Below are 19,324 nucleotides of genomic sequence, written 5' to 3' on the forward strand. Positions count from 1 at the left end.
GCAGTAAAAAATTTTATTTTACAGCCATTTTCCAATATCACATTCGATGCTTTAATTCCTGCCAGTTGACCCCAATAGACTTCAGTTGATGGTTTAGCATAAAAGGTGGTGAAATGGCCAATGAGTTCCTTTATGAAGATCATGGGCGTCCCAGTCCTGACGCAATGATTGATATGAAATTCATTACTAAAGATTGTCTGCTGTCAAATAAATGGATTTACAAATTAATATCGCAGGGGCGTTTCCCGAAACCGATAAAACTTGGGCGCATGTCTCGCTGGCGTGCTGCGGATTATTACGCTTGGCGTGATAGTCATTCAGTTTCTGCGGAATAAGCCTGGTGTTTTAATAGATATATATTCTGGTCTTATAAAATTGCGGAGTACCATATGAATAAACCCATTATCACGGGAGGGCATTCTCTTGCCCTTCCGTCACTAAAAAACAATAACGTTGCAACGCTTCAGGCATATAAAGTTATTCCTTTTGCCGAGAATGGCTGTGATGCGGCATGCGTAGCGCGTATTATTGAAATCCACACGCTTAATAAACTGCGGGAAGAGGGAGAGACGCTTTTTTCCCTTACAGGGCTGACGGTTCCTGATACTGAAGCGGTGGCTGAAGAAATAAATGCACTTGTTGCCCGCTGCGTGAAGATTTGCCGCCGGGAAGAAGATGAATTTTCTTTCCGCCAGCGCGAAGCCGCAGAGGCGCTGGCAGTCATGAATCAGGCAAGCGGAAAAAGTAACACGGTGTCTGAAGCGCGAACCCGCAGAGGCAGCAGTATGGAACGGGCCGATGCAGAACGCCGTTATCAGGCAGCCCTGACGCGCCAGACAGTGCAGCAGTCCCGGCTGGAACTGGTCAGGTCATTACCCGGCCTGTTATCAGCGGAGGCGGAATATATCGGGAAAGGTATCAATACCCGCTTACTGAATACCTTTCCGCGCACGCTGCGTATCCCGTCCGGGGTGACAGAGCTTTTTACCGATACCGTTATGCGCAATATCATTATTGATTTCACAGACGGCCTTAATGCCCTGACTGCTGCAATGCGGGCAATTATCCGGCTTTGCTCTTACCCTACTGACAGGTATTTGCTGAATAATGGCGGAAAAAGTCGCACTGAGGCTTACCGTAAATATTACCGGGCAGAGAACGCGCTTTTACGTGCGATTATCAGTGACCAGGATTATGCAGATTATATGGCGGCTTACAGCAAAGCTGACGAACTCAAAAATAAACTTTTCTCCCGTTAATAAATCAGGTTAATAATAATGTTTGCTTTTAAATTCCAGAAGCCGGATGCGGCTGCCCGTTATCATAAAAAACTGACTAAAGACACCGCTTACAGGGAGGGTGAAAACCGTCGCTTTGCTTTAGCTGCGCCTGCTGAAAATATGCTGCGCGCTGCCATTCTCGAATCTGGCTGGATGATGAATAACATCACACTGCGGGATATTAATGCGCAGTCAGGTAATGCCATTAATATTGGTGCCAGTGAACTTCATACCGGCAGGACGGCGGGCGGACGTTTTCGCAAAAGAGTTGCCATTAATGGCACTGAATTCTGGCTGTCAGAAACGGATACCTGCGCCAGTATCAGTTACGGCGAAATGGCAGATATTTATAACCTTGGCGAGGCGGGCGATTTTGATAAAGCAATGGATGCTTTTTTTGCTGAGGCGCTTGCGCTGGATATGCTGCGTATTGGTTTCAACGGAACGGCCATCGCTGATACCACCGACCCGGAAACACACAAAAAAGGGGAGGATGTAAATATTGGCTGGCATGCGCTGGCGAAAGAGTATGAGAAAGGTAAGCAGATTATGGCTGACCCTCTCACGCTGGGCGATACAGGCGAATGGAAAAATATAGACCTGCTCGCTAATCACCTTATTACTGAAATGATTGCTGAGCCGTTCCGCGAGAACCCGCGTCTGGTTGTTCTGGTGGGGGCAGAACTTGCCGCACAGCAGCGGCTGAAGCTGTTCAGTGCAGCAGACCGCCCGGCTGATATCAGCGCGGCCCAGCTGGCCGGCAGTTCAGTGGCCGGACGCTTTGCCTTTGTCCCGCCATTTATGCCCGGTAAACGTCTGGCTGTCACCACACTGAGCAATCTGCATATCTACACGCAGGCGAATACCCGCTATTTCCGGGCCGAATTTGACGAGGAAAACGCTGAATACGTGCGCTCCTGTCTGCGTAATGAGGGCTATGCGCTGGGTAATCCTGAGCTTTATGCCGCTGTTGATGAAAGCGCCATCACCCTGGTTTAACAGGCATAAAAAAGCCCGCTGAGATTCAGCGGGCCGGATGGAAACTTACTCAGGAAATCCCCGTAACGTCTGGCACTACGCCGGAGGAATTACAGAATGGCAGGACGTAACTGCATAATCAATCAACAAAATTCGGTTATAAAACCCTTGCGCCTGAACGAAGGCACGGGCTATAGTTTTCCCGCTGTCGCAAAATCGGCAGCCGGGCGTGGAAACCCGTGTTATCTGGAGGCGACACGAGACGCGCCATGCGTCTTTTTTTGTGTCATTGCCTTTGCGCATCTGTTACTTGCACTGCGGTTTCTTTGCCGTTGTGGCTATCGTGTAATGGTGGCTCAGGCGGGGCTGACTTCGGTCAGGCCGGTATCCTTCAGAGCCGGTATTTCCACCCCCGTCTGGGCTACCACCAGTGAGCGTGGAAACTCCGGTGGTAGCGTTACCCGCTATCTGAAGGAGGTTGCCGCCATGGCTACTGTCTCCGCTTTATCACACCCTGAATTTACCTTTCTCTTTCTTGCCGTTCACCGTGCTGACCGCTCCGCGCAGCCCTGTGCCGTGCGCGTTAATGCTTACAATGAGCGTGCTGCCCGTGCGCAGTTGACCGCTGATTATGTGTTGTGTTTTGCCGGAAGGCTTCCCGTCAGCCTGCGCGGGGAGGTACAGCCATGAAAACGTATCAGCAGCCCGCCTGTACTCTTTCCGAAAAAGGAGAAAGCCGCCTGTTGCGTGCGGCCATGGTCAGCGAATTTCTTGCTGAGGTCCTGTCCGGCTCCTGTGCTTCCGACGGCAGGGAAGTATCTGCGGAAGGGGCCGCCGCCCTGTTTGCCTGCATTGCGGAACAGCTTGATGGCGTAATCCGGGAAAGCAGTCTGATGAAGGGAGAGCGCCATGATAAATGACAGCACCCTCCGTTCCCCGTCATTCCGTACGGCGCTGCTGCGCCGTTATATTGCTGATGCTTTCATTGCACTTATGACCCGTGTTAACGGCGAGGCTGTCTATGCCGAAGAGGGTGAGTGCATCCCGCTCACCCCCGAAAAAGTGGCGCTGAACATTCTGTTCCATATCGAAACGCCCTGGCGGGAAGAATTTGGCGCGGAAGAAGGCAGCCGGCTGGCTGCCGAAGCGCTTGAGCAGATGCTGGCACCGGGTTTTGCAGGTGAAAACCTGCGCCTTTCCCTTACCGGCGTGACGGAGCTGCGGGAAGTGTACCGGGATATTATTTTCGGCGCGCCGGATGGCGAGCTGCCGCCGGGATATGCTTTTGTGTCACCGGAAGACGGGGAGGCTTATCTGTGAAAGCACAATCTGTCAGTTCTGTAGCAACAGCAGCGCGTGGCCGCTGGCCACATATTCTTTCTGCGCTGGGTATCCGCGTTCCGGCGGCAAAACGGCACGGAGCCTGCCCCGTATGTGGCGGTAAGGATCGCTTTCGTCTGGACGACAGGGAGGGGCGCGGCACGTGGTTCTGTAACCATTGCGGAAATGGTGACGGGCTGGATCTGGTTCGTCTAGCTACCGGGCAGGATGTGAAAGCGGTTTCTGCCATGGTAGCCGGGGCGCTGTCATTACCCGACGTAAGCAACCAGCCCGTATTGCCTGCCAGAAATAAGGCCACGGACGGGAATGCGGGGCGGGCGCGTTTCGCACAGCTTCAGCAGCAGACCCGACAGGGTGAAAGCGCCTATCTGACGGCGCGGGGGCTGCACGGGCATACGCTTTCCCTGCTGGAGCAGCCTGTCAGCGTGGCGGGGCTTACGTTTGCGCCCGGCTCTGTACTGCTTCCCCTCACGGATATGGCCGGGAATATCACGGGCGGTCAGCTTATCAGCCCTGACGGTGAAAAATGCCTGCTGCCGGGCAGCCAGCTTTCCGGGGCATTTATTCATGTGTCCGGCGCGTCAGCAGAGCCGCCCGTGCAGGTCATCATCACCGAAGGTTATGCCACAGGCCTGACTGTCAGCGGGCTGGCTGACGGGCTGATACTGGCGGCGGTGGCTGCCGGTAATCTGCTGAAAGTGGCGCAGCAGGTGCGCCAGCGCTGGCCTGAAGTGCGCATCGTTCTGGCCGGGGATAACGATTTGCTGGACGGTAAAGACAATACCGGGCGCATTCAGGCGGAAAAGGCGGCGCAGGCCGTTGACGGCTGGGTAACCCTGCCGCCAACCCGCCATAAAGCGGACTGGGATGATTTTCGTCGTGAACAGGGCGAGCGGCGTGCCCGCGAAGCGTTTATGGAGGAAATGACGCTGCACGGCAGGGGGCTTACCCGTCTGCCGCAGGGGTTCCGGCTGACAAAGGAATACCTGTGGTATGACAAGCAGGTAAACAAATCAGACGGCGATACGGAAATCCGCAACATCAAGATTTGCAGCCCCCTGCGTGTTACGGCCATTACCAGTGATGCAGACGGCAGTAATTATGGCCGTCTGCTGGAGTGGGAGGACACCAACGGAAACAGCCGCAAATGGGCCATGCCGATGGAATTACTTGGCGGCAGCGGGGAAGAGCTGCGGCGCGTGCTGCTGGTTAACGGGCTTTCCTATATCAATATCAATGGCATGGCGCGTGCGCACCTGATGGAATATATCTCACTGTGCAAACCCGACAGAAAAGTGACCTGCGTGAACAAAACCGGCTGGCACGGCGGCGTCTATGTGCTTCAGGATGAAGTGATAGGTCGTGACGCGCAGTCTGTGATTTTGCAGACCAGCAGCGTGCAGGGCCGTGACTTCCGGGTGAACGGCACGGCAGACGAATGGCGCGAACAGATAAGCCGCTATTGCGTGGGGAATGCGCGGGTGGCTTTTGCCGTCAGCCTGGCATTTGCCGCACCGCTGTTGCAACTGGTGGGTATGAGTGGGGGCGGCTATCACCTCAAGGGCGAATCCACGGACGGCAAAACCACCACCATGAAGGTGGCCGCGTCTGTCTGTGGGGGAACGGACTTCTGGCATACGTGGCGCGCCACCGGTAACGCGCTGGAAGGCACGGCCAGCCGCCGCAACGACGCCACGCTGATGCTGGACGAAATCCGCGAGGTGGACGGGCGCGAGGCGGGAAACATCGCCTATATGCTGGCGAACGGGCAGGGAAAGGCCAGAGCCAGAACAGACGGTTCCGTACGGGAAACCAACCGCTGGAACCTGCTGTTTCTGTCCACCGGCGAGCTGTCACTGGTTGAGCACGCCGCCAGTGCCGGAGAACGCACCTATGCCGGTGTTGAGGTCAGGATGATCCAGATCCCCAGCGATTCAGGCCGGTACGGCGTCTTTGAAGAGCTGCACGGCTTCAGCGGCGGTAAGGCGCTGGCGGAGCATCTTGAGCAGGCAGTGACGCAGCATCATGGCGCACCGTTCCGTGACTGGCTGCATCACATCACCCAAAATTTACCGGAAATGACCAGCCAGGCGAAAGCCATGCTGAAGGAGTTCACCCGCAGGCTGACGCCGCAGGATGCCGGGAATCAGGTCGGGCGTGCAGTCACGCGCTTTGCCCTGGTGGCGATGGCCGGGGAACTGGCCACCCGTGCCGGTATCACCGGGTGGCCGGAAGGTGAAGCCTTCAGGGCAGCAGAACGCTGTCTGGCGTCGTGGATGGCAGACCGTGGCCATGCGGCCAATCAGGAGGATAAAGCCGCGCTGGAACAGGTCTGCGATTTTATGACCCGCAACCAGTTCAGCCGCTTTGCCGACTGGCATGACGAGCGCAACCGGCCTGCTGCAATGATGGGTTTCCGTAAGGTGGATAAAGGCGGTAATGACAGCGAGCCGGTAACCACTTTTTATGTGCTGCCGTCCGGCTGGAAGGAAATCTGTAAGGGGTTTGATGCCCGTAAGGTGGCGCGGCTGTGCGTGGCAGCCGGATGGCTGGAGCCGGGCAGCGAGGGGCGTACACAGACCAACGTCCGCCTGCCAGAAATAGGACTCAAACGGGTATATCAGTTTAACAGTCAGGTGCTGGGCAGCGCCGACCCGGTTTAAATCGCGTGAGCCTTATTTATCTGAGGTAACACTGGTAACAGAGGTAACAGCCTGTGTTTATGCGGCCTGCCGCTGTTACCAGTCATAAAACATGAGTGGTAACACTGGTAACGGAAAGCAGCCTGTTACCTTGTGTTACCACAGTAAATACAGCAGTGGTAACGGTATTTATCTTTATAAATCAACGATGTTACCTGTGTTGCCACTGTTACACGTCCCTGACAGAAAGCGCCATGCCCGTGAGCCTTATTTCTGGCGGGCCTGTTTTTAAAGGAATAACCATGCGGATAATGAAAATGACCTGCCCGGCATGTCTGGCAGAAGCGAAGATACGCAAGACCAACCGGAAACATCCCCAGCTGGCTGATGTGTACTGCCAGTGCAGTAATATGGAATGTGGACACACTTTTGTAATGAATGTTTCGTTCTCTCACACCATCAGCCCCAGCGCGCTGGCCGGGCAGGGCAGGATAAAAGAGCTGATAGATTCGCTGGGAGAAAATGAACGCAAAAAGGCGCTGGCGCTGTTACAGGCGGCTGAGGAAAAGCGTTAGCAACAAGGGCCGGGCCTTAAAAAATTATGCCCGGCACAGCATTCTGAGTGTCAGTGGTTTTCAGTACCACCTCTTATAAATCTGCTAGTTTTCAAAAGCCTGTAAATCCTCAACCGTGCCTGACTCATGCCAGTAAGTCACAAAAAGTTGATATTGATTATATAAATCAATAGGTTACATTTGGTTTCGTCAGGCGCTCAAATCTGGCGAACTGAAAAAAGATGAAAATCTTTTCAACTTTTTCAGTTTGGTTTTTCTCGCACAAGCCCAGTACCGGCGCCGGCTGACGATACCGTCTGTAAAAAATCAAAACTGAAAAATTTATGCGATCCGAAACGTGCAGGCGGGTGCGGTGTAGTGCTTTTTTTGTGTTTTGGCAGATTTTAGCTTGAAAAATATGGTAATAAAAAACATCATTTTCAAAAGGGAACTATCAGGGCATATTTATCATGCTTATTCATGAACACTTTAAAAAAACCAAAGATTTATTAACAAAAGTCGACTCCAAAAATGTCGCAAACTGGCTTTTGAATGATGGGTTTTATCCAGAGCAATATGTATTGCCCCCTTGTTTTTGTGTTTCGAATTTTATTTTTCAGGATAAACCCTACTTTACTAATATTGCGGGGCTAAAGCCTACATTTGTTACAACAGTCTCATATCCAAAATCATATTTAACCAACAGGGTTTTTGGTATACAAAGCCCAAAGTATTATCATGATATTGTTTATTGGCTTATCAATGAATGGGACTTTGTAGTTAATCATATATTCAATGAGGAAACAAAAATATATTCTTATAGTTTCCCTATACCGCTGACAAAACAGGAAGAAGGGGAGATCTCATCAATCAGGTCGGGGAGGATGATTTATGAATGGATAGAAATGGCTGAAAAAGATTTAATAGTTGATGCTGTTAATTTTAAATACTTAGTTAGAACGGATATAACTAATTTTTATGGCTCTATTTACACTCATAGTATTCCTTGGGCATTGCATGGGAAATCTCAAGCGCGTGCAGATAAATATTATTCTTTATTGGGTAATAAAATAGACAAATTAATGCAATATTCAAATGATACTAAGACAAATGGGATATCAGTAGGATCTGCATTGAGCGACCTGATTGCAGAAATAGTTCTTGCTAGAATTGATAGGGAAATAACTAAAAAACTTAAAGGAAAAGATTTTATTGGTGTTCGTTTTAAGGATGATTATAGGGTTCTTTGTAATTCAGAATCAGATTCTAAATTAATTATGAAGACAATATCAGATGAGCTGGCGAATTTTAACCTAAGCATAAATGAATCTAAAACCAAAGTTACGGAGCTGCCAGAGGGGCTATATCGTGAGCATAGCATTAAATATTACCCTAATTCATTGGCTGAATATAAAATAATTACTTTTAAACAGTTTGAGAATACAGCTCTTATTGCTCTAAATATACATAAGAATTATCCCGGAACTAGTATACTTGAAAAGTTTCTTTCGGAGCTGTTCTCCGGTGATGAGCTTAAAATTAGATTTTCTAAACTAAAGTCAAAGAGGTTTAAAGAAATAAAAAAGGTTATCAGTTTTTTGTTTTTGATGAAAAGAAAGTCTGAGAAGATAATGAGTATTGTATTATCAGTAATTGACTGTCTTTATATGAAATACCATAAGTCCCATCCGGAGCTGAAAGATTTCATCAAAGAGAAAATAAAGGGCGATATAGAATATTCTTCAGAAAAGGATTCTGTTTTTGATGTTATTTGGTTAATGTTCTTTGGTAAGTTTAGAAAGGTTGGATTGGGTGATATAACAGACCTTGTTAATAGTGAGTATATCAAATTAAACAATTTTTACAAAACCATCAGCACAGGAAAACAAAAAATATACTCTAATGAAGGTGTCTGTTTATATAAAGCCCCAATAAACTTTAAAGATCAAAATTTAATTAATTACGTGAATGCTTTTAGGGGTAAGTAAATGAGTAATAATGATTTTTTTAGTTCGTGGGAAAGAGTTTTGAATCCTACAAAGCTTAAAGAGAAAATAATTTCTTTTTCTATCTATGTTACGGCATTTGAGCTTTTAAAAAATGTAATCATAGACAAAACGCAGTTCTTTTTTACCGGGCCTTTCGATGATGAATCTTGTAATGCTGATTATGAAAAGAAGGTTTTGTCTAAAAGTAAAAGTAAATTATATGCATCTTTATTATGGCTTCAAGCCATGGAGGCCATAGACGCTAATGATATTGAACTTTTTAATGAGCTTAAGGGAACAAGAAATAAAATTGCTCATGAAATGTATGAACTGCTTCTTACAAGGGATGTTGAAAATATAAATATTAAGCTTAGTGATATGTTGAAGCTGCTTAATAAAATTGAATTGTGGTGGTTTGAGAATTTAGATATGGCTATTGATCCCGAAGCATATCCTGAGAATTTTGATATCAACTCCGTACAGCCTATGAGCGTCTGGACTCTAGAATTAATTTTAAAAATTTCAATCGGAGATGAGCGTGAAGCTTTTCAGCAATACGAAGAATTTTGTAAAGTATTCAAACCCTAAATTTTTGAGGAGTATATCGGATTACAGGTCATAACTTCTTGAAAAATACCCGGCCTCCAGCTATCCCACTATAGAAAGGTAAGTATGGGGGCATTTTTGGGGGCATCTATAGTCTTTTTTGCTGTAACTAGTTGATTTAAGTTGTTATTTATGATGATATTTATTCCTATTACCGGCACCAGTTAATGTGAAAATTAGCTTATCTTTACTTTGCTTCTCAATGAAGTTTTTGCCTTCTTTTTTCGACGAAAATTATAATCTCATATGTTCAATAATATGATAAAGACATTGATTTTAAATGCTTATATATTATAAACCGTAATAAATCTAATTTTGATTAAGCTTCTTATATTTCTTGAGCAGGCTAATGGTTAGATAAATCATTTGTAAACTGATAAGAAAATATGATGCAATCACTAAACAAAAGGCAGTTTTAACAGCACTATATTTGAACAATGAGTCAGTACCGTAAATCCTAATTATTGATAATGAATCACTTATTATTGATATCAAACTAGGTGTAAAAACCGCAGCAGTGAGTACAGATAAAGCTAGTAAAGGCAAGCACTTACCTCGCAGAGTATTTTTGGCTAGACCAAAATTTATGGCTTTATCGTGCTTTGGAATATCCAGATTAACAGCTTTGACAATTTCAGGATACCAGGCACCATATAAGATTGCTATGATAGCCATCAATAAGCTGGCGACTGCTATTTCATCACTCATTTTCAACGTATTGCACAGGTTGAACTTCTAGAGATTGGCATAATTTTTCGTATGATGATTTGGTTACTTCATAAGTAGAAACACTGCCTCGCTTCTTTGAAACTGGGGCTAATGTACCGTCTATAGCTGTTAGTTTTTTATTCAATTCCTCAATAACATTCATGCTATTTAATGTAATATTATAAGGGCCGGAAATACTTTGTGCTTCTGCATTAGAAAGAATTTCTTTGATTGTATCATCAATGGCTGATTTTAATTGATATTGATATTTAGAAATTATAGATCTCAGATATCCTCTGCTTTCAGTTGCGGTAGCTTGAAATAATTTACTTATGACTTGCTCATCAGGTATTTTTCCATCGAAAACGTGATTAACCAAAAGGAATAATCTGTATTCTAGAATATCGCTACCTCTTTTGAATACCTTGACGCCCTGGATCATTTCAAGATATTCAATTATACTGGCTTTTCCAAATGAACTTACTTTAGTACTCAGTTCATCATTTTCACAACCAATTATGCTGGCTAGTTCTATTTCATCTTCAATATCAATATCAAATTGTAGTCTCATAACTTTGAACTCCTTGGGAATGTAACTTATTAATCTGTATAAAAGTACGTATTCAGACTAATCCCATTATTAATATTATGTAAAGCCGCTTTCTCAATGTTTATAATGGCTTGTGATTCTTCTCACAAAATGAAGCATTCCCGAGGTAGCACTAATTTTTTGTATTTATCTTTTAATTTTAATAATTCATGTCATGTATGGCTTGCAATGCTATAAAGTAATCTTGCATTCAGGCATTCAAAACCTATAGCAACTTATAGTGAGCATCCTTAAATCGATAAAATCGGTGTTAAAAGTTTATCAGAAGATAATCTGGATTAGCTTAATTCCGGATCGCTACGCGTGATAGCTAGTAGTAGGTAGCTAGCACTTTCATGCATAAGTTAATGTTGTAAATAGCATTGGTACTTTGGTCATCAAAGACGTGAAGGATTTTTAGTTTCATAAACCTGCTTTCTTATCTTAACTTAATTATTGTTTTTTTATTAAAAACATGGATTGAATGTTTTCTTGTTTCCAGTGTTTAGATCAATGTTTTTATTAGCATAGCCATTTAAGCTCAATTTCGCTATATATGTAATTATTTTGTGGAATATAGATAAGCAACGATTAAGGAAGATGTATGAAGCTGCAACTATTACAGCAAGCTATTGAGCAAAAAAAACCTATCTCATTCGAATATAATAAACCCGGTAAAGTCCATGGGAAAAGATATGGCAATACCCATGCGATTTATACTATAACGAGAAAAGACACCTCTAAATCTATAAAAGTTCATATTGTACAAACATCAGGTGCTACAGATTCAGAAAAAGATTTTCCAGAGTTTAGAACGTTCGATATTATAAATATTTCAAACATCTGTATCCTGCATGAAGAACCCTCTTTTATAATTGATAAACGTTACAATCCAGCCTGGACTGGATATGCTGATGTAATTGCTAAAGTGTAACTGTAGTTATGGAGATGCTTTTCTAATCATTCACGAAGGGGTTAATTTTAATCTAATCCTGGCGATATCTTTAATAAGACAAACCTGGAAATAGCCATTATAACCACAAAGCGTGCTCTGGACGTTATCTGAGCAACCGTGCTCATTAATCGAGGCCCGAAAGTGCAGCAACACTTCCGGGCCTCTGACCACAAACGTTAAGAGGAATAACGCTATGGCTAATATCAATAGTAACACTCCCGCTTGCCCTGAAATTAACCGCCCGTTTCCCAATCTGTACGCGACGTCACAGGCCGCAACGCTGCCCGCAGAGGATTTACTGGAAATAGCCTCGCTTTGGAAGGGCGCTCGCCTCAGAAATGGATTTTTTCAGCCTCGCCACGCTTTGCGAAAACTGATAAGCGAACTGCTGGAATGCCATGACGTCACGCTGTCTCTGGCGCTTGTGGGCAGGCTTGCCTGCGCGCTGGAAGCATTGTCAGCGGCACTAGATCGGCCCATTCCCGTCCACCTTTATCCGTCACTGACCACCGATCTTTCACCCGAACTGCCCTGATGCATCGGCAGCGAGGAGCCAATTCTGGCTACTGCCGGGCGCTGAATACGGCGCTGCTGAGCCGCCCTTAACGCCGGAACTGGCGAAGCGGCTCACCGGCCTGCTGTTTGATTTAGTCTGCCACCTGCGCAACTTCATTAATACGAACAAAGCGCGGCTATGAAGACTACGCCGGGCAGCTTATTAAACCTGTGAAGTAAAAGAGAAGGGCCGGCAGTGCCTGGCCCTCCGGGATAATCCTCGCGGCATAAAACCGACGAACGACCTTGTCGATGGCCTGCGCACTCACGTGACAAATGTCTTTTATAAAAAAGCAGTTAATGCTTTATCCGCCTTTGTCGTTCTCTGCGCTCATAACTTGATTCTGATGCGGTTCGTTCGGACTGACCGACCATGCCGGTCAGTATAAAGACATTAATGGTTACCTCCGGGGAGCCGGACCGGACTGTCAATTTGTCCCGCGCGTTCGATGAACTGCGCCTGGTCCCCGCACTTCGTTACCCGGTGTGACAATTAACAGAACGGTATTTTCTGCGCCGCCTGGGTTTTCAATAAGCTTTTGTTACTAAAAGGGTAAACATAAAATTAATTTCCTGAACAAAAACCTGATAACGTTATAAATAGTCCATACATGAGGTACTTATGATAACCGTTTTTGTTTTACTTAAGACGACAAAGGAATGGCTCCGTCTGGAGCGTGCTGAAAGAAACCGGATTGCCGATAGCGTATTATCTACCGTTTTGCCCGATAATAGCGTAACGCTAAGAATGTTCGACGCCGAGGCGTTTACCACAAAATGTACTGATGTCGCTATGTTCCAGGCAGAAGATATGCAGGCATTTTATTTTGCCATTGAACGGCTAAGGGACTCGGAACTTATAACCAAACCTTATTTTGAAATGGTAGAGATTATCCCTACTATTGAAGATGGTTTTAAAGCTTTCGAGAAGTCTAATATTTCGAAATAAGAAGACTGGTTAAAGGGAGTAACAATGAAGGTTGCTACTCCCACCGTTGAGACTTATCTTTTTAATGGTTGCAGCAGAATTAAGGCTCCGGCTTTACCGGGCCACCAGAATTTTAATTCTTATACTCGCTTTTTTAAATGACTTGCCCTCGCGCTGATTTGTTATTGATAAACCGCAGGTAATTAAGCCTCGTTGATTCAGTTGGCTTACAACGCAGACCGCTTAACGCCAGTAGAATCGGGCAATCACTCGAAATTATCCTCACCGTTTCCTCGCTACAGCCTGTAAACCGCGGCGTTCCAGTATCCTTGTCCGGGGCCGCAATCTTTTTACCACTCAATGCTGTACTCTGTGTCTTTTGCTTGGCAAATTTAAGAGAGTGAATGAATAAATCGAGCAGGAACGCTTTGCCAGCTAAGAGAAGCGATAAAATTGTGATCTTTCTGTATCGATAAATCACAATGTTACCTCTTTAAATTTATCGTGCCGGGCAGTAAACAGAGTAAAAATATTACTCATGCCCCCTTGAACACAGCTTCAAAATCCGCGCCGTTTAAATCCGGGGATGCACAAAGCATATCTCTTGCCAGCGCGCGCCGGCGATTCAGTAATGCATCCAGTGTTTCTTCAAACGTTGTAATAGCATTGTCTTTTACCGTGGGATAATACACATAAACATCCTTTGTCTGACCGATACGATAAGCACGATCGGTCGCCTGATCCTCTTTTGCCGGGTTCCAGCAGCGAGTGTAATGAATAACGTGGTTAGCTTTCTGAACATTAACCCCAAAACCAACTGCGACCGTGGAGAGAATAATCACGCCAAATCCCGGTTGGCTCTGAAAATCATCAATCAATCGCTGGCGGCTATTGTGGCTCTGGCTTTTCGTGCTGGTATCGCCATTAATAATCACTGGGCGAAACCCAAATCGCTGCTGGATAGCGTGCTGGATCTCGCGCTGAAGATCTCGCAATTCAGTAAAGATGATCACCTTGTCTTTACTGGTATGTTTAATTTCATCCAGCGTTTTTAACATCCAGTTAAGCTTGGGTGATGCTTCCCGATAACGCGGATCTGGGTTAATCACTGCCGGGTGCGCGCAAATGAGTTTGAGCCGATGTAATAAGCCCAGCATTCCCGCACCTGCTTGTTGCATTCCTTCGCTTAGTGATTGCTGCTGTTGCCAGTTAGCAATTGAAGAAAGATAGAGCTGTTTTTGAGGATCGGAAAGTGGCAGTTGTTTACAGCTGGCGACTTCAATTTTTTGCGGTAAATCACGCGCGACCTCTTCTTTAGTACGGCGTAATGTCTGCGGCTCAATTAACGCCCTCAAACTTTCCAAACGTTGCGTATCACGGCTCGCTTCGTTCTCAATAGGACGAACATAATGTTTGCCAAATTCATTAAGCGCCCCTAATAGACCTGGCTGAGCGAAATCAAACAGGCTCCACAGATCTACGAGGGTATTTTCAACAGGTGTACCAGTACAGGCGACTTTAAACCGGGCCTGGACTGCATTGGCCGCATGGGTGATCAATGCAGCCGGGTTCTTTATTTTTTGTGCCTCATCGCACACCATGATTGACCATGGCTGACGTGCAAGTGAAAACTCCTGATCGCGAAGCGTTTCGTAGGTTGTCAGAATAATTTTTGCGTCACCTTGCCAGCCGGGCTTGAGCAGATTTTTAATCCCCTGCGACTGTAGCTGCGCCGGAATAGCTTGTTTAGGGTATTTCACCGCTTTGATGGTTTCGCCATATAATTTCAACACCGGAATACCCGCGGTATAGAAAAAATTATCCAGCTCTCGTTCCCAATTATCTAAAAGAGAGACAGGGGCCACAATGAGGCTTGGCGGTTCTTGCGGAAATTTTTCAATAAACCATACCAGGAAGCTCAAAATTTGTAGCGTTTTCCCAAGGCCCATATCATCCGCCAGCAAGCAACCTGCCGTTTCCTGAGGTGAACGAAGAAAAAGTTGTTGCAGCCAGGCTACACCCTCGCGTTGATGATCTTTAAGCCGGATGTGTTCCTTGAGACTGAGTGGAATTTCAGCTTCTACGTGACGCGCATTGAGGAGCGAATCACGACGTTGCTTGATATAAGCCGCCTCTTCAATATTCTGTTCAATTTTAAGTACGGCCCGGGCTGTTTTATCAGCAACATTGCCCTTCGATTCATTTACCGTATTCTGCTGTTTTTCCCAGTGGTTATGGAGAGTTTTAGCCGCATCCAATGGTAATTCAGCGTCATTCCAGGGAGAGGTAATATGCGTTTCCCCCGTAGCTTCAGCCTGGATAATTCTTTCTTGCAGTTCATCGAAATGTTGGTAGTTTTCAGGCTGCCAGCCAGTCAGCGTTTCCACCGAAAATGCGGAACAATCGATGTCATCGGGAAGCCAGTTTTCGCTTTGCGCTTTAGACAGCCAGGGAGAAGTTATTTTTTCAAACTCACCAATGCCGATAACGCGATCGCCATATTTCGCAATATCCAGAACATCGGTGAACTCTTTACCTTCGATTTCCTGTTGCCATCGTGTCAGTAATGACAGGCAATCGCGCCATTGTTGTTCAGTAAATTGACTCAGCTCAAGTTCATAACCTTGCCATGCGCCTGCGGGCATTTTTGCGGCAACACTGACACCCAGAGCCTGAACAAATTTTTCCAGCTCCCAAGGGGCGCAGAAGCGGAAGGTTACGTCTGGCTGCGGCACCGGCGAGACAGGTTCCAGTACCAGCGTGATAGCCTTTATCTTATTCTCATCATTCAAATGAGGATGAAGCCTGAAATGATGAAAGAAAATATGGGCATCAAACAATGCCTGTTCATGTTCTTCAGGGGCAATAACACTGGCGGCATCCTCACCCAGGAAGGTATAAGGGTTGCGAACAAACGAAAGCGCTTCGCTACCGGCCACCCGCCGGCCCGGAATCGTGTGAATGGAATTCAGGACGTCTTTCACTTCGGGAGGAATGATGACATGGCTGAGTTCACCATTTTCTCCGGGGATACGGTAGCTATCGTGAACCTGCGCGTTTTTGTCAAAACTGCCGATCCAGTTAGCTGGTTGGTCCTCGAAATAGGGTTCAATTTCAATAACGGCTGTATCAGCAACCGTTGCTTTGCGCAGGCGTAATGACAACGAAGTGGGTTTGATTACGTGCGTTTTTTCCAGATAATCATCAAATTTTGCGGCGGCTCGTTTCGCACATTTACGAATAGCTGCCCATCCCAGTTGGTTAGTGGTTTCGCCTGGAGTCTGCGTTTGCTGCGCGCTGAGCTGCTCTGTTGCCTGCAAAAGCGCCCAGTTTTCCCGGGATAACAAGTACGGCTGATTATCATGGGTAAAAATGGCGCCGGTACGGCTGAGACGAATAGATTGTCGGGACGGCAGGATGGACCATTCAGCAATCCAGACGCGAAAATCACTGTCGCTTAATGCTCCTCGTGAACTTAAGCTCGCACGCAATGGCAACACTGCAGGGACGCCAATCAGAGGCAGGCTGCTGGCATGTTCTTCATCGTCGAGCAAGCGATACAGCGCTTCCCAGCTCAGTAGCCATCGGTCTGTTAGTGATATCAGATAGTCTTCTTCGGCCAGTTGTTCAAGCCAGGATGCCAGAGCCCAAAGCTCTGAGTCATCAACCAAAGATTGCGCAAAACTGAGCCCATTTTCCTCAATCTTGTACTGATTTTTCAGATGACGTTCTACCTGCTGACGGTTTCCCACCAGTTTACTTAACAGACGTTTCAGCATTATTTGATCCAGTAGCGATGCGGTTCTTTAGTCACAGGGGTGAAACCGAGTCGAAGCAACTCTCTTTCTGTTGTGTCGTTCGGGGATTTGAGCTGAACGGACAGCACCCCACCTTTTTGTCGGTTATCGCTGACGATGCATGAGGTGTTTTCAACCAGGTGTTGTATTGCTGTATCTCGCAAGGGATTGATGATTTTGATGTCAGATACCGAGGCGGGTGAGAGCGCTTTTTTATCTATAAATTTGACAGGCTCTTCAGCCATCCATCGGATACCTAGCTTGCGCAGTTCATCATCGTATTTCAGCATCCAACCGGTGATTCTGACCTTGTTATAACCTTCGGCTCGAGGAGTATGTGGTAGTCTCAAAATACAGCGTCCCTGGCTTTTTAAGTGAACGTTGATTTCCAGAGCCCCAGACTCAGGATTAAACGGAGCTTCACCGATGCGATAGGCGTACATCGCATTCCCCGTGCCGGAAAATTCAACGAAGAGGTAATCGTTAATCTGCATAATCATGGCGTTATCAAAGCTACGCCCACCGCGCAAATGGCTCAGACGACCACGATTTTCCTCGCGAAATTTCACAAAATCGCTGTCACGATTGGTCCAGGCATCCGGACCCATGACGATACGGGTGAACCCCATCTGATTCGCAAAACGTAGCCAATAATGCAGCCTGGCCTGATCGACATCGCCATTGCCGCGGAGCAGTTCAAAGAAGTGCATCAAATCTTGTTTTGCCAGCCAGCCCCGCACCATCGCTGCGACGGGTTCAGAAACATACTGATGCCATTTGTTCTGTTGGCTTTTCAGCTGCGGGTTATCCCAGTATTGCAGGGCGGCCTGTTTCAGGGCGGAATGCGCTTGATCGCGATAGGTAGAATGGTAATAGCGGGTCAGCGTCGCCGTCATAATGTCATCACGAAAACGGACCCACTGCGCCGCCAGGCCTAATAGCCAACTGATTTTGTCCAGATATTGAGGATCGTCCAGAGTATCAAGCTGCGCGAGCAGCACCGTGAAAATACGTTTCCACAACCAACTGCTATCGGGAATTTGCGCTATTTTTTCTAATGATGATAAGGAATTACTCTCACCGGATAGTAGTTGCCTGGATATCACGCCGCCCGCCTGTGGGGTAAAAATGTCGTGGTAAAACTCAATGGTTTTCATCCACGACTTCTCTCTGCGGATAGCCGCTTTTACTACGGGGTACCCCCTGGCGATATGACCACGCAGCACACACCAGTGCGGGTTTATTTCTGGCGATTCGTGTTTGTAGGCAAAATAACTTGAACAGAGTGCTGCCCAGTCCTTGCGCTTCAGTGTTTTAGATTCAATCTGTTTTTTGATAGCGCTGTCGACATGGGGGAAGTATGTATCATCCTCCAGTAATACTGGTTGTTCGGGGTAGAGCGGATCAGCATCGGCGAGGCTATAAAATACCATTCGCCACTCTCGCTCGTTGAGTTCCTCCGCAAGACGAAAACGACGTAAAGCCGCCAGCCGCATCTCCTGAGGTGGTTGAGGGATTTTCTCGGCTTTATCAAACCGCTTTTCCATCTCCAGGCCGGCAGCGGTCAATGCACGAAAATCATGAGGCAGAGAATGATCACCCTGCTGGCTGGATGAGCGCTTAGCCGCAATGCGTTGCGAAAGAGAATGGAGTGCTGGTGTCATTGCGGCATTACCAGCTGGCAAATTTCTTTATTAATGACTGGCGGAAAATCCACTTCGTCCGCCCTGTCTCGCTTATCCTTAAGCCCGAAGAATTGCATGCGTAACTCAACGCGACGGCTGGCTTCCTTGCTTTCTTTCGCGTTATTAAACGAAACGCCTCCAGCAAGAAAAAGTTTACGAATCTGAAGCTGTTGTTCTGCAGAAATGCTTTTTTGCAGCGGGCTGCGGCTATCCAGCAAGCTGCACATTACCCATTCAGAACGTTGTAGGGAAAGATGCAGGTTATAAAGGTATGACCCGTCAGTATCGGTAAACCCTTCAATAACGATTTGTTTAAACCACTTTTTGCCTTCTTCACTGTCAGAGGCCTCCAGCACAAGAGGAACGACATCCTGCAATGCTTTTTGCCCCTCAGCATTCAGGAAAAATTGGTTGTGATCGAAACGCCCGGCCTCACCAAAGCTGATGCGGTTATCATGACAGTCCACCACGATAGTTTTGTTTACGCTGCGGGCATGCAACTCCAGGCGCTCACACAATCGGGAAATATCTTGTCCCCTGGCTTTTTCACCTTGCTCCGCACGTTGAATGCGCTGTGTAACTGAACTCAGCGATGCCACCATGACCACAAGAAATAACACCATCATGGCAGTCATCAGGTCGGCATAGGAGATCCAGAAGGGTTTCTCAGCCTCATCACCACGGCGCTTTTTAACGCCAAATGCATTTCCAGACATCA

At 46.7% G+C, this 19,324-nt stretch carries 18 protein-coding genes; 13 read left to right on the forward strand and 5 right to left on the reverse strand.

Annotated elements, in window-relative coordinates; all coding sequences use genetic code 11:
* Nucleotides 1-113 precede the first annotated feature (113 nt).
* From DW56_RS17500 to DW56_RS17545, 10 genes are all read left to right on the forward strand, one after another.
* The gene (locus DW56_RS17500; protein WP_029590083.1) at nucleotides 114-335 is read left to right on the forward strand and encodes a helix-turn-helix transcriptional regulator; all 222 of its coding nucleotides are present in this window, start codon (nucleotides 114-116) and stop codon (nucleotides 333-335) included.
* Between the two features lie 54 nt (nucleotides 336-389).
* A complete protein-coding gene (locus tag DW56_RS17505; protein WP_029590085.1) occupies nucleotides 390-1,259 on the forward strand; it encodes a hypothetical protein in 870 nt (289 codons plus the stop codon).
* Between the two features lie 18 nt (nucleotides 1,260-1,277).
* Entirely contained in the window at nucleotides 1,278-2,279 is a 1,002-nt protein-coding gene (locus DW56_RS17510; protein ID WP_029590087.1) for a P2 family phage major capsid protein, read from the forward strand.
* A 96-nt stretch (nucleotides 2,280-2,375) separates the two neighbouring features.
* Nucleotides 2,376-2,948 carry a host cell division inhibitor Icd-like protein gene (locus DW56_RS17515; protein WP_082456571.1) on the forward strand — a complete coding sequence of 191 codons (573 nt, stop codon included), beginning with the start codon at nucleotides 2,376-2,378 and terminating at the stop codon, nucleotides 2,946-2,948.
* Complete coding sequence (locus tag DW56_RS17520; RefSeq protein WP_029590091.1) at nucleotides 2,945-3,178, forward strand: hypothetical protein; 234 nt, start codon at nucleotides 2,945-2,947, stop codon at nucleotides 3,176-3,178. The genes DW56_RS17515 and DW56_RS17520 overlap by 4 nt, the downstream gene beginning before the upstream one ends.
* A complete protein-coding gene (locus DW56_RS17525) occupies nucleotides 3,168-3,578 on the forward strand; it encodes a hypothetical protein (RefSeq protein WP_029590093.1) in 411 nt (136 codons plus the stop codon). The genes DW56_RS17520 and DW56_RS17525 overlap by 11 nt, the downstream gene beginning before the upstream one ends.
* Nucleotides 3,575-6,262, forward strand: coding sequence for a DUF927 domain-containing protein (locus DW56_RS17530; protein ID WP_029590095.1), 2,688 nt, complete (start codon nucleotides 3,575-3,577; stop codon nucleotides 6,260-6,262). Before DW56_RS17525 ends, DW56_RS17530 begins: the two co-directional genes overlap by 4 nt.
* A 281-nt stretch (nucleotides 6,263-6,543) precedes the next feature.
* Nucleotides 6,544-6,816 carry an Ogr/Delta-like zinc finger protein gene (locus DW56_RS17535; protein ID WP_029590097.1) on the forward strand — a complete coding sequence of 91 codons (273 nt, stop codon included), beginning with the start codon at nucleotides 6,544-6,546 and terminating at the stop codon, nucleotides 6,814-6,816.
* 449 nt (nucleotides 6,817-7,265) lie between these two features.
* The gene (locus DW56_RS17540) at nucleotides 7,266-8,783 is read left to right on the forward strand and encodes an RNA-directed DNA polymerase (protein ID WP_035890230.1); all 1,518 of its coding nucleotides are present in this window, start codon (nucleotides 7,266-7,268) and stop codon (nucleotides 8,781-8,783) included.
* Nucleotides 8,784-9,371 (forward strand): hypothetical protein, encoded by a 588-nt coding sequence (locus tag DW56_RS17545; RefSeq protein WP_029590102.1) that lies wholly within the window; start codon nucleotides 8,784-8,786, stop codon nucleotides 9,369-9,371.
* A gap of 327 nt (nucleotides 9,372-9,698) precedes the next feature.
* Here the strand turns inward: DW56_RS17545 and DW56_RS17550 are convergent, their stop codons facing one another.
* Together DW56_RS17550 and DW56_RS17555 are read right to left on the reverse strand one after the other, a co-directional pair.
* The gene (locus DW56_RS17550; protein ID WP_024553893.1) at nucleotides 9,699-10,097 is read right to left on the reverse strand and encodes a hypothetical protein; all 399 of its coding nucleotides are present in this window, start codon (nucleotides 10,095-10,097) and stop codon (nucleotides 9,699-9,701) included.
* The gene (locus DW56_RS17555; RefSeq protein WP_024553892.1) at nucleotides 10,090-10,668 is read right to left on the reverse strand and encodes a hypothetical protein; all 579 of its coding nucleotides are present in this window, start codon (nucleotides 10,666-10,668) and stop codon (nucleotides 10,090-10,092) included. Before DW56_RS17555 ends, DW56_RS17550 begins: the two co-directional genes overlap by 8 nt.
* A 622-nt stretch (nucleotides 10,669-11,290) precedes the next feature.
* Between DW56_RS17555 and DW56_RS17560 the strand changes: the two genes are divergently transcribed.
* The 3 genes from DW56_RS17560 (at nucleotide 11,291) to DW56_RS17570 (ending at nucleotide 13,145) form a co-directional block, all read left to right on the forward strand.
* Nucleotides 11,291-11,620, forward strand: coding sequence for a hypothetical protein (locus DW56_RS17560; RefSeq protein ID WP_024553891.1), 330 nt, complete (start codon nucleotides 11,291-11,293; stop codon nucleotides 11,618-11,620).
* Nucleotides 11,621-11,834: 214 nt separating this feature from the next.
* Nucleotides 11,835-12,176: a hypothetical protein gene (locus DW56_RS22940; RefSeq protein WP_234409218.1), complete on the forward strand. Its 342-nt coding sequence runs from the start codon at nucleotides 11,835-11,837 to the stop codon at nucleotides 12,174-12,176.
* 642 nt (nucleotides 12,177-12,818) lie between these two features.
* Nucleotides 12,819-13,145, forward strand: coding sequence for a darcynin family protein (locus tag DW56_RS17570; protein ID WP_024553890.1), 327 nt, complete (start codon nucleotides 12,819-12,821; stop codon nucleotides 13,143-13,145).
* Nucleotides 13,146-13,660: 515 nt separating this feature from the next.
* Here DW56_RS17570 and zorD read toward each other — a convergent pair.
* The 3 genes from zorD to zorB1 are packed head-to-tail and all read right to left on the reverse strand — an operon-like array spanning nucleotide 13,661 to nucleotide 19,322.
* Nucleotides 13,661-16,903, reverse strand: coding sequence for a type I Zorya anti-phage system protein ZorD (gene zorD, locus DW56_RS17575; RefSeq protein ID WP_024553889.1), 3,243 nt, complete (start codon nucleotides 16,901-16,903; stop codon nucleotides 13,661-13,663).
* Nucleotides 16,903-18,585, reverse strand: a complete 1,683-nt coding sequence (gene zorC / locus DW56_RS17580; RefSeq protein WP_024553888.1) for a type I Zorya anti-phage system protein ZorC — start codon at nucleotides 18,583-18,585, stop codon at nucleotides 16,903-16,905. Before zorC ends, zorD begins: the two co-directional genes overlap by 1 nt.
* Nucleotides 18,582-19,322 (reverse strand): type I Zorya anti-phage system protein ZorB1, encoded by a 741-nt coding sequence (gene zorB1, locus DW56_RS17585; protein ID WP_024553887.1) that lies wholly within the window; start codon nucleotides 19,320-19,322, stop codon nucleotides 18,582-18,584. The genes zorC and zorB1 overlap by 4 nt, the downstream gene beginning before the upstream one ends.
* Nucleotides 19,323-19,324: the final 2 nt, after the last annotated feature.

It is taken from the genome of Franconibacter helveticus LMG 23732 (genome assembly GCF_000463115.2).
Taxonomy (GTDB): Bacteria; Pseudomonadota; Gammaproteobacteria; order Enterobacterales; family Enterobacteriaceae; genus Franconibacter; species Franconibacter helveticus.